11 protein-coding genes are annotated in these 14,738 nt (G+C 60.0%); 3 read left to right on the top strand and 8 right to left on the bottom strand.

The genetic code is table 11. The features are described 5' to 3' along the window. Nucleotides 1–8: 8 nt before the first annotated feature. On the bottom strand, nt 9–1,388 hold the full coding sequence (eat, locus tag BWI76_RS06010; RefSeq protein WP_004133736.1) for an ethanolamine permease: 1,380 nt from the start codon (nt 1,386–1,388) through the stop codon (nt 9–11). A gap of 308 nt (nt 1,389–1,696) precedes the next feature. Next, nucleotides 1,697–3,079, bottom strand: coding sequence for a glycoside hydrolase family 28 protein (locus BWI76_RS06020; RefSeq protein ID WP_004133734.1), 1,383 nt, complete (start codon nt 3,077–3,079; stop codon nt 1,697–1,699). 229 nt (nt 3,080–3,308) lie between these two features. Between BWI76_RS06020 and mmuP the strand changes: the two genes are divergently transcribed. Further along, on the top strand, nt 3,309–4,715 hold the full coding sequence (gene mmuP / locus BWI76_RS06025; RefSeq protein WP_024359090.1) for an S-methylmethionine permease: 1,407 nt from the start codon (nt 3,309–3,311) through the stop codon (nt 4,713–4,715). After that, a complete protein-coding gene (gene mmuM / locus BWI76_RS06030; protein ID WP_004133731.1) occupies nt 4,702–5,634 on the top strand; it encodes a homocysteine S-methyltransferase in 933 nt (310 codons plus the stop codon). The genes mmuP and mmuM overlap by 14 nt, the downstream gene beginning before the upstream one ends. An 89-nt stretch (nt 5,635–5,723) precedes the next feature. Here the strand turns inward: mmuM and fbpC are convergent, their stop codons facing one another. The 6 genes from fbpC to BWI76_RS06060 all read right to left on the bottom strand — a co-directional run bounded on the left by fbpC (nt 5,724) and on the right by BWI76_RS06060 (nt 13,517). Further along, entirely contained in the window at nt 5,724–6,770 is a 1,047-nt protein-coding gene (fbpC, locus tag BWI76_RS06035; RefSeq protein ID WP_004133729.1) for a ferric ABC transporter ATP-binding protein, read from the bottom strand. Between the two features lie 11 nt (nt 6,771–6,781). Then, nucleotides 6,782–8,860 carry an ABC transporter permease gene (locus tag BWI76_RS06040; protein WP_004133727.1) on the bottom strand — a complete coding sequence of 693 codons (2,079 nt, stop codon included), beginning with the start codon at nt 8,858–8,860 and terminating at the stop codon, nt 6,782–6,784. Between the two features lie 69 nt (nt 8,861–8,929). Further along, a complete protein-coding gene (locus BWI76_RS06045) occupies nt 8,930–9,961 on the bottom strand; it encodes an ABC transporter substrate-binding protein (RefSeq protein ID WP_004133724.1) in 1,032 nt (343 codons plus the stop codon). Then, the gene (gene uhpC, locus BWI76_RS06050; RefSeq protein WP_224232486.1) at nt 9,961–11,286 is read right to left on the bottom strand and encodes an MFS transporter family glucose-6-phosphate receptor UhpC; all 1,326 of its coding nucleotides are present in this window, start codon (nt 11,284–11,286) and stop codon (nt 9,961–9,963) included. Before uhpC ends, BWI76_RS06045 begins: the two co-directional genes overlap by 1 nt. 60 nt (nt 11,287–11,346) lie before the next feature. Beyond that, entirely contained in the window at nt 11,347–12,888 is a 1,542-nt protein-coding gene (locus BWI76_RS06055; RefSeq protein WP_064371480.1) for an MASE1 domain-containing protein, read from the bottom strand. After that, complete coding sequence (locus tag BWI76_RS06060) at nt 12,888–13,517, bottom strand: response regulator transcription factor (protein WP_004133720.1); 630 nt, start codon at nt 13,515–13,517, stop codon at nt 12,888–12,890. Before BWI76_RS06060 ends, BWI76_RS06055 begins: the two co-directional genes overlap by 1 nt. A gap of 252 nt (nt 13,518–13,769) precedes the next feature. On the opposite strand from BWI76_RS06060, the gene tauA reads away from it, so the two are divergent. After that, nucleotides 13,770–14,732 carry a taurine ABC transporter substrate-binding protein gene (tauA, locus tag BWI76_RS06065; RefSeq protein ID WP_004129543.1) on the top strand — a complete coding sequence of 321 codons (963 nt, stop codon included), beginning with the start codon at nt 13,770–13,772 and terminating at the stop codon, nt 14,730–14,732. The last annotated feature ends 6 nt before the right edge of the window (nt 14,733–14,738 follow it).

Consider the following 14,738-nt stretch of genomic DNA (forward strand, 5'->3'; position numbering starts at 1 on the left):
TCGCCTCCTCAGGAGACCGTACGCAGCTGCGGATCCACCGCCGCGCGCTGGCGGGCCGCTGCGGTCTTGCGAAACCACAGATAGCCGCCGAGCATCATGGCGGCGAAAATCAGCGCCAGCAGCGGGTTGTACCAGACCATCGCCACCAGGCAGAGTACCGCCATCGCCAGGGCGAAGGCCGGCGCCCATGGATAGAGCGGCGCGCGGAACGGTCGAATCAGCTTCGGCTCGCTGCGGCGCAGTTTAAACAGCGCCGCCATCGAGGTGATATACATAACAATAGCGCCAAATACCGACATCGTGACGATACAGGCGGTCAGCGGCATCCCGCTAATAGTGATCAGCGAATCGGAGAAAATGGCGGCGATGCCGACCACGCCGCCGGCGAGGATCGCCAGATGCGGCGTGCGGGTGCGGCGGTTCAGCGTTGCCAGGCTGGCGGGGAGATAGCCCGCGCGCGCCAGCGAGTAAATCTGTCGCGAGTAGCCCATGATAATGCCGTGGAACGACGCCACCAGGCCGAACAGCCCCAGCCACACCAGCATATGCAGCCAGCCGCTGCTGTTGCCGACCACCATTTTCATCGCCTGCGGCAGCGGGTCGTTAATATTGGCCAGGGTTCGCCAGTCGCCCACGCCGCCGGCAAAGATCATCACGCCAATCGCCAGTACGGTCAGGGTCAGAATGCCGCCGCCCAGCGCCCGGGGAATGGTGCGCTGCGGATCTTTAGCCTCTTCGGCGGCCATCGATGCGCCTTCAATCGCCAGAAAAAACCAGATAGCAAACGGGATGGCGGCAAACATGCCCGGCAGCGCCAGGCCGCTGAAGCTCTCCGCGCCCGCCCAGCCGTTAGCGGTAAAGTGGCTCCACGAGAAGCCCGGCGCGACCACGCCCATAAATACCAGCAGCTCGAAGATCGCTAATAACGTCACCACCAGCTCAAAGGTGGCGGCAATGCCCACGCCGAGAATATTCAGCGTCATAAAGATAATATAGGCGCCGCAGGCTACCCATTTGGGGTCGAGCGCCGGAAACTGCACGTTAAGGTAGGCGCCGATGGCCATGGCGATGGCGGGCGGGGCGAAGACGAATTCAATCAGGGTCGCGAAGCCGGCGATAAATCCGCCGGTCGGGCCAAAGGCGCGGTAGGCGTAGGCAAATGGCCCGCCCGCATGCGGAATGGCGGTGGTCAGCTCGGTAAAGCTAAAAATAAAGGCGCAGTACATCGCGGCGATGGCCAGCGCGACGATCATAAAGCCCAGCGTCCCGGCCTGGGACCAGCCGTAGCTCCAGCCGAAATACTCCCCGGAAATAACCAGCCCAACGGCGATCCCCCATAAGCGGAAACTGCCGAGCGTTCTTTTTAGCGTTGTGGTTTGCTCTGTCATGTTCGTTGCCTCGCCAGATAAAGATATCGGGAGAGTTGCAAAGAGAATGCCAGGGCATACCGCTGATAAACGCGGCGGTTTAAGAACCTATCCCATTAGGGCTATATTATTTGCCAGTTTGGCCCTGGGCAGTGCTCAGAGTCCTCACGTACTACGTGTACGTTCTGGTTCTTGCGCGCTGTCCGTGTGCAAACTGTCTGCAACGATTACGCCTGTTGGGATAGGCTCTAAGCCAACGACGATCGATAAAAGGGCAGACCGCGCCCGGCGGGAGAGTCGCCGTGGTGCAGCTGCCCGCAAATGTGGCGTTACTGGTGCACGATGGCGCCAGCGTCTTTTTGAATTACCGGGCCTGCTTTCACCTGCAGGTTAAGTCCTTTACTCTCCAGCTCGGCGTTGCGAATGCGCAGGCCGCGGTCGGCTTCAATATTGACGTTGCTAAAATGGAAACCGCTGAGCGGCGCTTCCGGGGTACCGATAATATAGGCCGCCGCTTTGCTGTCGCCGGTGGAGGTTAAATTCTCAACGGTGATATTGCTGAAGTGCGGGGTCTTGTATTTGTCGAAGGGCTGTTTCGGGTCGCTGTCCGGCGGATAGATCTGTTCGCCGAGGGTAAAGCCGCCCGCCTGCAGCAGCTTATCGACCTCGGCCTGCACAATCGGCGCGGCTTTGTAATAAGCGGAGAACACCAGCGGCACCTCAACGTTATGCATTCTGGTGTTGCGGTAGACGATATTTTTTACCTCGCCGCCTTTGCCGCGCGGGCTTTTAATCCGAATGCCGTACATCGAACCTTCGAAGGTATTGTTTTCCACCCGCACGTTATTCACGCCGCCTGCGCTCTCGCTGCCGATGGAGATCCCGCGCCCCTGCTTCAGAGTGTTGTTGGCGATATAGATGTTATCCACCACGCCGTCCGGGAAGCGCGGGTCGGCTTTCTCCGCCTTGATGGCAATATGGTCGTCGTTACAGTCGATATAGTTGTTGGTAATACGGATATTCTGGCTATCGATAGGGTCGATGGCGTCGGTGTTTGGCGCATGCCACGGTGAAAGAATACGCGTGCCGTTGATATCGACATCGTGCGCGTAGCGGGTGACGACGTGGAAGCTGGGTGAATGGGTGAGGGTCACGCCGTCAATAAGCACGTTGCTGGCGCGGGTGATATAAATCAGCCGCGGCCGGTCGGTACCGCCTTTCTTGCCGGTGGCGCGGATATTTTCCCGCCAGCGCTCCCACCATACTGCGCCCTGGCCGTCGATAGTGCCTTCACCGACGATGGCCACGTTTTGCGCGTCGGCGATGCTGATAAACGGCAGCCAGCCGTTCTCCGCTTCGGCGTATCGGGTTTTATCATCGCCGCGATAGGCGGCCTCTTCGGTTGAGGCCACCAGGGTGGCGTCTTTCTCCAGCTTAAGCTGAATATTGTTTTTCAGAAACAGCGGGTTGGTCAGGAAATTGCCTTTCGGCACCCGCACCGTTCCCCCTCCGGCGGCAGCGCAGTCATCAATCGCTTTTTGAATGGCATCGGTGTTGAGCGCGATTTGCAGCCGGTGGCCCTCTGCGCCGTAGTGGGTGATATCACAGACTTTATCGGGAAACTTCACGGAACTCGCGGCCTGAGCGGCGTGCAGCGGTAGAAGGCCGACGGCGGCAGCGGCGGCCCACAGAGGCAAAGCGCGGGGTATCATGGCATTATCCTTTTCTGGTTTATTGTTTTGTAAAATTATCACCAGTGTTTTGATTTATTGAGTGCGGCGATCACGGTTTCTCTTTTGTCGTTATTCTGCCCATAAGTGGCGATGATGATTTGGGCGAATGCATAGATGACAGGCCCGGCGGCTTTGCAATTTGGCGACAGGCGGGGTATAAGGAATCTCTTATCTGGATGTTTAGATGTCTATACGCCCATGGGGTCAAATGCAAACAACACAACAACAAGGTGGGCAGCTTAAGCGCACCATGAAGACCCGCCACCTGATCATGCTGTCGCTGGGTGGCGTTATTGGCACAGGGTTATTCTTTAATACCGGCTATATCATCTCCACCACCGGAGCGGCGGGCACGCTGCTGGCCTATCTGATCGGCGCGCTGGTGGTCTGGCTGGTGATGCAGTGTCTGGGCGAACTCTCGGTGGCGATGCCGGAAACCGGGGCGTTTCACGTCTACGCCGCACGCTATCTCGGCCCGGCGACCGGCTATACCGTGGCCTGGCTCTACTGGCTGACCTGGACCGTGGCGCTTGGCTCCAGCTTCACCGCCGCCGGATTCTGCATGCAGTACTGGTTCCCGCAGGTGCCGGTATGGGTCTGGTGCGTGGTGTTCTGCGCGGTGATTTTCGCCCTCAACGTTATCTCTACCCGCTTCTTTGCCGAAGGTGAATTCTGGTTCTCGCTGGTGAAAGTGATCACCATTATTGCCTTTATCATTCTCGGCGGGGCGGCGATCTTTGGCATTATTCCGATGCAGGATGGCTCGCCGGCGCCGGGGCTGCGCAATATCACCGCCGAAGGCTGGTTCCCGCACGGCGGTCTGCCGATCCTGATGACCATGGTGGCGGTCAACTTCGCTTTCTCCGGCACCGAGCTTATCGGCATTGCGGCCGGGGAAACGGAAAATCCGCATAAAGTCATTCCGGTGGCCATTCGCACCACCATCGCCCGGCTGATTATCTTTTTTATCGGCACCGTCTTCGTGCTGGCGGCGCTGATCCCGATGCAGCAGGCGGGGGTAGAGAAGAGCCCGTTTGTGCTGGTGTTCGAAAAGGTCGGCATTCCTTACGCGGCGGATATTTTTAACTTCGTGATCCTGACGGCGATTCTGTCGGCGGCCAACTCCGGCCTCTACGCCTCCGGGCGGATGCTGTGGTCGCTCTCCAATGAAAACACGCTGCCGGCCTGTTTTACCAAATTGACCAGGAACGGCGTGCCGCTGACGGCGATTTCGGTGAGCATGCTCGGCGGCGTGCTGGCGCTGTTCTCCAGCGTCGTGGCCCCGGATACGGTGTTTGTCGCGCTGTCGGCGATTTCCGGCTTTGCGGTGGTGGCGGTATGGCTGAGCATCTGCGCCTCGCACTTTATGTTCCGCCGCCGTCATCTGCAGCAGGGGAAGGCGCTAAGCGAACTGCACTACCGCGCGCCGTGGTATCCGCTGGTGCCGGCGCTGGGATTTGTCCTTTGCCTGGTGGCCTGCGTGGGTCTGGCGTTTGACCCGAGTCAGAGGATTGCGCTGTGGTGCGGGATCCCGTTCGTGGCCCTGTGTTATGGTGCGTATTATCTGACTCGTTCACGGAAACTCACCCAGGAGCCTCAACATGTCGCAGAATAATCCGTTAACCGCCCTCCTTGACGCAAGGCCCTTTATCCTGCTGGACGGCGCGATGGCGACGGAGCTGGAAGCGCGCGGCTGTAATCTTGCCGACAGCCTGTGGTCGGCGAAAGTGCTGGTCGACAACCCGGAGCTTATCCGCGAAGTTCACCTCGACTATTTCCGCGCCGGCGCGCAGGTGGCGATCACCGCCAGCTATCAGGCGACGCCGGCGGGCTTTGCCGCCCGCGGGCTGGATGAAGCGCAGTCGAAAGCGCTGATCGGCAAAAGCGTCGAGCTGGCCCGCAAGGCGCGGGAGGCGTACCTGGCGGAAAACCCGCAGGCGGGCGCGCTGCTGGTTGCCGGTTCGGTCGGGCCGTACGGCGCCTACCTGGCGGACGGCTCGGAGTATCGCGGCGATTATCTCCGCAGCCATGAAGAATTTCAGGCGTTTCATCGTCCGCGCGTGGAAGCGCTGCTCGACGCCGGGGCCGATCTGCTGGCCTGCGAAACCCTACCCAACTTCGCCGAGATTAAAGCGCTGGCGGAGCTGCTGACCGCGTATCCGCGCGCGCGCGCGTGGTTCTCGTTTACCCTGCGCGATGCGCAGCACCTCAGCGACGGCACGCCGCTGCGGGAAGTAATTGGTGTGCTGGCAAACTATCCGCAGGTGGTGGCGCTGGGAATTAACTGTATCGCGCTGGAGAACACCACCGCCGCGCTGGCGCATCTGCATAGCCTGACGGCGCTGCCGCTGGTGGTTTATCCTAATTCCGGCGAGCACTATGACCCGGTCTCCAAAACCTGGCATCACCACGGCGAAGCCTGTGCAACGCTGGCGGGATATTTACCCCAGTGGCTGGCGGCGGGAGCGAAGCTGATTGGCGGCTGCTGCCGCACGACGCCGAAGGATATTGCCGAATTGAACGCGCAGCGTTGAGTTTGTGCCGGGTGGCGGCTGATGCCTTACCCGGCCTACAACCTGCACGAACCGTAGGCCGGCTAAGCGTGAGCGCTACCCGGCCTCAATCACCCGGCATCCGCTAACACAAACATCCCGTACGGATGGATTTCGAGATAATAGTGCTCGCCGACGTCCGGCTGCAGACGGGTGGCGTTAACCTGCAATAAGATCTCCTGCCCGTGCCACTCTACCGTCACCTCATACTGCGGCCCCATATAGGCCACGTGGCGGATCGTGCAGCGCTGGCTCTCCTCGCCGCGATCGCTCAGGGTGATCGCCTCCGGGCGCACGCCGACGCTGCCCTCGCCGTGGGCGGCAAAATGCGGCGGCCTCGGCAGCCGATAGCCATAAATATCGACAAAATCCTCGCTGAAGGCGGCCGGGAACAGGTTGGCGTCGCCCATAAAGCTCGCCATAAATCGCGACGCGGGCTGGCGGTAAAGCTCCTGCGGCGAGCCGATCTGCATGATATGCCCCTTGTTCATCACCAGCACGGTATCGGAAACCGCAAAGGCTTCGCTCTGATCGTGGGTCACGTACAGCGAGGTGATATCAAACTGCTTTTGCAGTTCGCGGATCTTATCGCGCATGCTGCGCCGCAGGTTGGCGTCGAGGTTACTCAACGGCTCGTCAAACAGCAGCACCTTCGGCTTGAGGATCAGGGCGCGCGCCAGCGCCACGCGCTGCTGCTGGCCGCCGGAGATCTGATCGACATAGCGGTCTTCGAATCCTTCCAGATCGACCATCGCCAGCGCCTCTTTCACTCGCGCTTTCACGTCGCCGCGCGGCACGCCAAGCATTTTCAGGCCGTAGCCGACGTTATCCCCCAGCGACATATGCGGGAACAGGGCGTACGACTGAAACACCATACAGATATCGCGCTGCTGAATGGAGCGATGGGTGACGTCTTCACCGTCGATGTAAATCTGCCCTTCGCTCGGTTTTTCCAGCCCGGCCACCAGGCGCAGGATGGTGGTCTTGCCGCAGCCGGAAGGGCCGAGCAGCGTCACCATTTGCCCCTGAGGGATGGTGAGGTTGATATTGTCGATAACCATGTTGCTGCCGAATCGCTTGGTGACGTTGCGCAGCTCAACAAAATTTTTCTGACTCATAGAGCGCTCCATTACGCCTGGTTTTTGGCTTTTGAACGGGAGATACGCGCTTCCCCGATCAGCCAGTCAAAGAGGAAAATAATCGCCAGCATCACGACGATCAGAATCGATCCGTAGGCGATCGCCACGCCGTATTCGCCGTCTTCCACCCGGTTGAGGATATAGGCGGTAGCGACGCGGGTGTCCGGCGTCACGAGGAACACAATGGCGCTGACGGTGGTAATGGCGCGCACAAAGCTGTAGATCAGCGCCGAGAGGATCGCCGGGCGCAGCAGCGGCAGCAGAATGTGCGTAATGGTGCGCAGGGAACCCGCGCGCAGGCTGAGCGAGGCTTCGTCGAGCGATTTGTCGATCTGGCCTAAACCGGCAATGCCCGCCCGAATGCCCACCGGTACGTTACGCATCACCATCGAGATAATCACAATCGCCGCCGTTCCGGTGAGGTACACCGGCGCGCTGTTAAAGGCGAGAATATAGGAGACGCCCGCCACGGTGCCCGGCACCGCGAAGCACAGCATGGTGGTGAACTCGATGGTCTTTTTGCCTTTAAACTGCTGTCGCACCACGATCCAGGCGATCAGCAGGCCGAAGGCGGCGGTGATCGGCGCGGCGATCCCGGCATACAGCAGGGTATCAAGCAGCGAAGGCCAGGCGCCGTCACTCATCCCCTGGCCGAACAGCTTGATAAAGTTATCCAGCGTCAGGGTGTAGTCCACGCCCCAGTTAACGGTAAAGCTGCCGTAGAAAATGCTGCCGTAGAGCAGGGCGTTGAAGGCGATCCACACCGCCAGAATGGCGATCACGCTCCACACCAGGGTCACCGGCAGCGGCTGCACGTCGCCGCGATAGGACTTGCCGGAAACCGTGACGTACGAACGCTTGCCGATCCACATATATTGAATGCAGAACACCAGCAGCGAGAACAGCAGCAGGAATGCGCCGAGGGTACTGGCGGCCTGATAATCGAGCTGCGAACCGGTGATATAGAAGTAGATTTGCGTCGCCAGCACGTCGAAGTTGCCGCCGAGCACCAGCGGGTTGCTGAAGTCGGCCAGCGACTGGACGATGACGATTAAAAACGCGTTCGCCAGCGCTGGTTTCAGCAGCGGGACGAAGACGCCGTTGAAGGTCTGCCAGCGGCTGGCGCGCAGGGTGTACGACGCCTCCTCCAGCGACGGATGAATGGTCTTAATCGCGCCGTCGAGGATCATAAACGCCATCGGGGTGAACGCCAGCACCTGCGCCAGCCAGATGCCGGTAAATCCGTACAGCCAGTTGGTGTTGGTTAAGCCGAACCAGTCGACCATCAGTTCGGTGACGTAGCCGGAACGGCCCATCATCAGGGTGACGCCGAGGCCGACGACAAACGGCGGGGTGACGATCGGCAGAATCGAGAAAATGCGGCCGATAATCGCGCTGCGCTTCGCGATGCGGGTGGTGTAAATCGCCAGCACCAGGCCAAAGAAGGTGCAGCCGACGCCTACCGCAATTGACAGGCCGATCGAGTTAATAATAACCTGGACAATATGCGCCTGCGACAGCACGGCCATAAACGCCAGCGGAGCAAATTCGCCCGCGTCGTTGGTGAACATCGGGATAAAAATAGCGATGCTCGGCCAGACGATAAAGACGCCGATTAACGCCACGATGGCGACCAGCGAACCGATCACAAAGCGGTCGCCGCCCAGCCATTCCAGGCGGGTGAGCGCCAGGGTCATGATGGCCCCCAGCGCGACAAACAGCACGATGGTGGCGTAGCCTAACCCGCGGCCTTCCACGGTGGCGCTGACGACGATAAACGCCATACATAAAAACGCCCAGCCGGCATCAAGATAGTGGCGGCTGCGCTGCTCCCGCCTCGCCTCCTGCCATGGACGAATCAGCAGCAGGCTCGGCAGCAGATACCACAGCCAGCTGATATTCAGCTGTGACCAGCCGTAGGCCGCGAGAATTTCATCGCTTGTGGACTCCAGCAGACCGTAATCCAGGCTCCAGCTCGGCAGCAGGGCAAACGCCAGCCAGCCGAATAAAACCCAAAGGAATATCGCATCCCGCTTTTTCACGGGATGGAGTGCAAGTGTGTGTGACATAAGTTTTCCGGTGTCGTAGGCCGGGTAGGGCGTTGATGCCGCCACCCGGCAAATGAACGCAATGCGGGCTTATTTACCCATCTTCACTTCGCTAACCCATTTATTGATGAGCGCTTTACGCACGTCCGTTGAGCCGTATTTATCCATGTCATAGTTGATGAGCTTCAGGTCGTCGAGCTTCAGCGAGTTCGGCGAGGTTTCGGCGGTGGTGTTGGTCAGGATCTGATAAGACTTACCTTTCTTCCACGCCAGCTCCTGGGCCTCTTTCGACAGCACCCAGTCGACGAACAGTTTGGCGTTGTCGAGGTTGCGCGCGCCCTTCAGGATACTGACGCCGCCAATTTCATAGCCGGTGCCTTCGCACGGCGAGATCAGCTCCAGCGGCGCGCCCTGTTCTTTTTCCAGCGAATAGTCGTGCAGGAAGCCGATGCCGATGGCCGTTTCACCGCGGGCGGCGTTGCGCGCCGGGGCGATACCGGATTTCGTGTACTGGGAGACGTTAGCGTTGAGCTGTTTAAGATAATCGAAAGCCTGATCGTCCCCCCACAGCTGGGCGAAGGTCGCCAGCGCGGTGTAGGCGGTGCCGGAACTCTGCGGGTCGGCAATCTGGATTTCGCCTTTATATTCCGGTTTGGTCAGATCTTTCCAGCATTTCGGCACCGGCAGATTTTTCTCTTTCAGGCGCTGGGTGTTTACGCCGAAGCCGAGAATGCCAACGTACACCGCCGAGGAGTAGTTGCCTTTCAGCTTCGCCGGATCGCGGAACTGCTCCATGACCTGCGTAAGATTCGGCGATTTATAGGGCTGCAGCAGGCCCATTTCACCGGCCTGGGACTGCGGGTCGAGGGTGCCGCCGTACCAGACATCCGCCTGCGGGTTTTTCTTCTCGGCATCGACCTTCGCCAGCGTGCTGCCGGAACCGTTGCGAATAAATGAGGTTTTCACGTCATATTTTTCGCCGAAGGCTTTGGTTTCCGCCTCACACATTTCGTTGGTGGCGCTGCAATAGACCACCAGACGACCTTTGGCGTGCGCCGCGCCGCTTAACGTCGCCAGCGCAATGCCGGAAGCAATCAGGGTAGTGACCAGCGTTTTTTTCATTATTCTATCCTTTGAGCAGCAGAGGTAGTAATGCTCGCCATCAGCAGCGGCATCAGCAATAAACCCATCAGAACTGCGGCGACCGAGAGCAAACTGAACATCCCCGACCAGCCGTAGCGTTCAATGACCAGCGACAGAGGCCAGCCCGCCAGCGCTGCCCCCAAATAGGCGAACAGGCCGAGAAATCCGCTGATGGAACCCGCCGCCGCTTTGTGTCCGCACTCCACCGCCGCGAGGCCAATCAGCATTTGCGGGCCAAAAACGAAGAAGCCCACCGTAAAGAAACAGACCGCCAGCAGCGCGTAGTGGTGCACCGGCGCCAGCCAGAGCGCGGCGACGGAGACCATCAGCCCCAGCGTGAACAATAAAATCATCGGCGCCCGCTGGCCGCTGAACAGCAGATCCGAACCCCATCCGGCGAACAGCGCCCCGAGCAGGCCGCCCGCTTCAAACAGCATCACCGTGGCGTTGGCGCTGAGCAGATTGACGCCGTGGCTCTCCGTCAGCCAGATGTTGCCCCAGTCGTTGAGCGCGATGCGGATCAGGTAGACCAGCACGTAAGAGACGCCCAGCAGCCAGATCATCGGATTCTTCAGCATCGTGGTGCGCAGCATCTGCCATAGCCCCATCGGCGGGCTTTGCCGCTCCTGGCGCAGCTCCAGCGGGTCGTTACGCCAGCTGCCTACTGAAGGCAATCCCTCTTCGCGGGGCGTTCCTTTCAGCTGTAGCGTTAACCAGATGCCTGATGCCATGCTGATCATCCCCGGTGCCAGCATCGCCGCCTGCCAGCCCCACCAGTGGGCGGCAAAGGCGCTAATCAGCGGGATAATCGCCCCGCCGATATTGATCGACATATTCCAGCAGCCCCACCAGAAGCCGCGTTCGTTGCGCGAGTACCAGTGGGTCAGCAGGCGGGCGCAGGGAGGCCAGCCCCAGCCCTGAAAAAATCCGTTCAACGTCCAGACCGCCAGCAGCAGCGTCAGCGACTCGCCGAAGGCGAACACCACGTTCAGTAGACCGGTGGCGAACAGGCCCGCGCCCATAAACCAGCGCTGCCCGTGGCTGTCGTGCCACAGCCCGGCGGCAAACTTCGACAGGCCGTAGGTCAGATAAAACAGCGACCCCAGCAGGCCAATATCGCCTTTATCCAGCCCCAGATCCGTTTGCAGCGCCGGCAATACGTAGTTGACGCTTTTGCGCGTCAGGTAAAACGCCGCATATCCGATGACCATGTACATCAGCAACTGCGGACGCAGCGTCCGGTAATGGTGATTGATGTCGGTTGCTGAGCGTGCGTGCATAGCCGTCTCCGTTTTGCTGACTATATGAAAGTGAAATCGAAAGGGGATGAGAGAAAGTCCGCAGTGACTAAGACTTTTTCCTGGTTAGCCGGCTGTTTGTTGCAAATTTGTGGGCAAGTTAACAATTACGCGTGTGCCGCGCTGCGACTCCAGCGTCAGCTCTCCGCCGAGGGCGCTGACCCGTTCACGCATGCCCTGAATGCCGAAGCCGGCCATTTGGTCGGCGCGAAGTCCGATGCCGTTGTCTTTTACCTCCAGGCGCAGCAGCGCGCCCTGCTGAAACAGGGCAATGGCGACTTCGCTGGCGTCGGCGTGCTTACAGACGTTATTAAGCAGCTCCTGCAGCAGCCGATAGAGGGTGAAGCGCACCGTTTCGCTCTCCGGCGTGGCGGTGAGCCGGTAGTCAAAGCGGCAGCGGATACCGCGCTCGGCAAAGGCAAACTCATTGAGCAGATGGTGCAGCGCCTCTTTAAACGACAGCTCATCGAGGGCCGGAGGGCGCAGCTGGCGCAGCAGCTGGCGGGTGGAGTGGTGAATGCGTCGAGCGAGATCGTTAATCTGGCTGGCGGCGGCCTGAGTTTGCGCCGGATCGCGCGCCCGCTTTACCAGCTGCGACTGGATCTGAATGGCGGTAATATTCTGGCCGATTTCATCGTGCAGCTCGCGCGCCAGGCTTTTGCGCGTATCCTCTTCGGTATGGATCAGCTTTTCGGCCAGCGCCCGCCGCGCCGCCAGCTCCGCTTCCAGCCGCTGGCGATAGTGGTGCAGGTTTTGCGCGAGGTGCTGCTGGCGGCTGATGGCAATCCCCAGCCCGATGCCGAGCAGCGCCTGGGTGGCCAGAAAAATCTCCAGCTCCACCAGATTGCTGAATCCAACGCCAACCTGGCGGGCGATGGTGATCATCATGCTGCCCAGCAGGCCGGAGAGGACGCCGCCCTGCCAGCCGAACTTCCACGCCATCACCACGTTAGGCAGAAATACCACAATCAGCAGCAGGCGCTCGATTTCCGGCGACAGCACCATTTGGGTGCCGATACCGATGATAAAGAACAGGCTGCACCAGATGATCAGCGAGGTGCGCAGCGGCGGATTGTTGGTATCCAGCCCCAGCAGGTGGTAGCGGTGCTGCTGGCGCAGGAATTCAAAGATCAGATAGACAAACGGCGTCAGCAGCACGCCGCCGGTAAACGAGGCCAGGCCGAGCATCATCGCCGGGCTTTTCACAAACGGCGACAGCAGGGCGGTGTTGAGTAATGCGCTGGCGGTAACCGTGGCCAGCAGCAGCGTCAGCCGCTGCCAGTAAAGGGGAAAGCGGTGCCAGAACTGCTGGGCGATGCCGGCGGGGAGCAGGCCGATCAAGGGCGCGGCCAGCAGAAGATAGCCGTTCAGCAGCTGTTCGCCGTGCAGCCAGAGCAGCATCAGCATGGGAGGCAGCGCCAGCGCGGGCCAGTAGCGGCGCGAAAGCAGGATCAGCAGCGCCAGATAGACGCCGTGCGGCAGGAACAGCGCCGCCTGCTGGCCGTTATGGGTCAGGTAAAACCCGAGCGTCCACAGCATCAGCCAGCCGCTTCCCCAGGCCAGCACGATGAACAGCGAAATCACCCCGTGGCGAAGGCTGCGCGACATTAATGACCCGCCAGCAGCTGGTGGTCGAGGGCGAAATGGACCAGATCAATGGTGCTGTGACACTGCAGTTTGCCCAGCACGTTGGCGCGATGGACGTGCACCGTCTTATGGCTGAGCTCGAGCTTGAAGGCGATCTCCTTGACGCTGTCGCCTTTAACCAGCAAATCAAAGACTTCGCGTTCACGCGGGGTGAGCACCTCCAGCACCTGCGCCGGTTGCTCTCCGCCGCGCAGCGCCCGCAGCGCATCGGCGCACAGGTAGTGTCCGCCCATACCGACGGAACGCACCGCCTGCACGAGCTCCTCCGGGCCGCAGCGTTTGGTCAGATAGCCGCTGGCGCCGGCATCAAGTGCGCTCTGCACGAAGGTGGGGGTGTCGTAAATACTGAGAATGATGGCGCGGAACTGCGGCTTTTGCGCGCGCAGGCGCTTTAGCAGGCTCAGGCCGTTCTCATCCGGCATGGCGATATCCATGACCGCCACGTCGACATCGTCGCGCAGCAGCGCCGGCCAGGCTTGCGCCGAGCTGCTGAACTGGCCAACCACCTCGAGATCTTCTTCGAGGCTGAGTAACTGCGCAAAGCCTGAACGCACCACCACATGGTCATCGACCAGCACCACTCGAATCATGTTTCTTCTCTCTTAGCGCATCATGGTTCTATGATGCCTGCCGCCGCTGCGCTGGCAATCAATCAGGCGTAGTTATGCAATCCAAGTAACAGAATCGCAATAAAAGCCAGGTCGCGGTTTTTGTGAAAATTAACTAACCATTGCCATTTTTTTTCTAAAAACGCTTTGTTCTTAGCAAGAATTTTTAATTACTTCATCAAACGCATCGCGCCGGAAATACTGCACCCATAACAACTATGGGAAGCAGTCACTATGGCACTATCATCGCGTATCACACTCATTGCCGCGCTGGCGCTGGCGGCATTTCAGGCCCAGGCGGTCAACGTCACCGTGGCGTACCAGACCTCCGCCGAGCCGGCGAAAGTCGCCCAGGCGGACAACACTTTCGCTAAAGCCAGCGGGGCGACCGTCGACTGGCGCAAGTTTGACAGCGGCGCGAGCATCGTGCGGGCGCTGGCTTCCGGCGACGTGCAGATCGGCAACCTCGGCTCCAGTCCGCTGGCGGTCGCCGCCACCCAGCAGGTGCCGATTGAAGTGTTTCTGCTGGCCTCAAAGCTCGGTAACTCCGAAGCGCTGGTGGTGAAGAAGAGCATCACCAAACCGCAGGACCTGATCGGCAAACGCATCGCCGTTCCTTTTATCTCCACCACCCACTACAGCCTGCTGTCGGCGCTGAAGCACTGGGGGATTAAACCGGGCCAGGTGCAGATCCTTAACCTGCAGCCGCCGGCGATTATCGCCGCCTGGCAGCGCGGCGACATTGACGGCGCCTACGTCTGGGCGCCAGCGGTTAACGCGCTGGAAAAAGAGGGCACGGTTCTCACCGACTCGTCGCAGGTGGGCGAGTGGGGCGCGCCGACGCTGGACGTGTGGGTAGTACGCAAAGACTTTGCCGAAAAGCATCCTGATATTGTCAAAGCCTTCGCCAAAAGCGCCATTGACGCGCAGCAGCCCTATATCGCCAACCCGGACGAATGGCTGAAGCAGCCGGAAAACATCAGCAAGCTGGCGCGCTTAAGCGGCGTACCGGAAGCCGACGTGCCGGGGCTGGTGAAAGGCAATACCTACCTGACCGCCGCCCAGCAGGCGCAGGAGCTGAACGGGCCGGTGAATAAAGCCATCATCGACACCGCGAAGTTCCTTAAAGAGCAGGGCAAAGTACCCGCCGCCGGCAGCGACTACAGCCAGTATGTTACCGACCGTTTTGTGAAGTAAAGGGGG

This window comes from Klebsiella sp. M5al, assembly GCF_002090195.1.
Lineage (GTDB): Bacteria > Pseudomonadota > Gammaproteobacteria > Enterobacterales > Enterobacteriaceae > Klebsiella > Klebsiella grimontii.

Bases quoted from the DNA above. Each gene is read 5' to 3' on its own strand.
- BWI76_RS06020 (WP_004133734.1), bottom strand. From the start codon at position 3,079: ATGATACCCCGCGCTTTGCCTCTGTGGGCCGCCGCTGCCGCCGTCGGC.
- tauA (WP_004129543.1), top strand. From the start codon at position 13,770: ATGGCACTATCATCGCGTATCACACTCATTGCCGCGCTGGCGCTGGCG.
- BWI76_RS06040 (WP_004133727.1), bottom strand. From the start codon at position 8,860: ATGTCACACACACTTGCACTCCATCCCGTGAAAAAGCGGGATGCGATA.
- mmuP (WP_024359090.1), top strand. From the start codon at position 3,309: ATGCAAACAACACAACAACAAGGTGGGCAGCTTAAGCGCACCATGAAG.
- fbpC (WP_004133729.1), bottom strand. From the start codon at position 6,770: ATGAGTCAGAAAAATTTTGTTGAGCTGCGCAACGTCACCAAGCGATTC.
- eat (WP_004133736.1), bottom strand. From the start codon at position 1,388: ATGACAGAGCAAACCACAACGCTAAAAAGAACGCTCGGCAGTTTCCGC.
- BWI76_RS06060 (WP_004133720.1), bottom strand. From the start codon at position 13,517: ATGATTCGAGTGGTGCTGGTCGATGACCATGTGGTGGTGCGTTCAGGC.
- mmuM (WP_004133731.1), top strand. From the start codon at position 4,702: ATGTCGCAGAATAATCCGTTAACCGCCCTCCTTGACGCAAGGCCCTTT.
- BWI76_RS06055 (WP_064371480.1), bottom strand. From the start codon at position 12,888: ATGTCGCGCAGCCTTCGCCACGGGGTGATTTCGCTGTTCATCGTGCTG.
- BWI76_RS06045 (WP_004133724.1), bottom strand. From the start codon at position 9,961: ATGAAAAAAACGCTGGTCACTACCCTGATTGCTTCCGGCATTGCGCTG.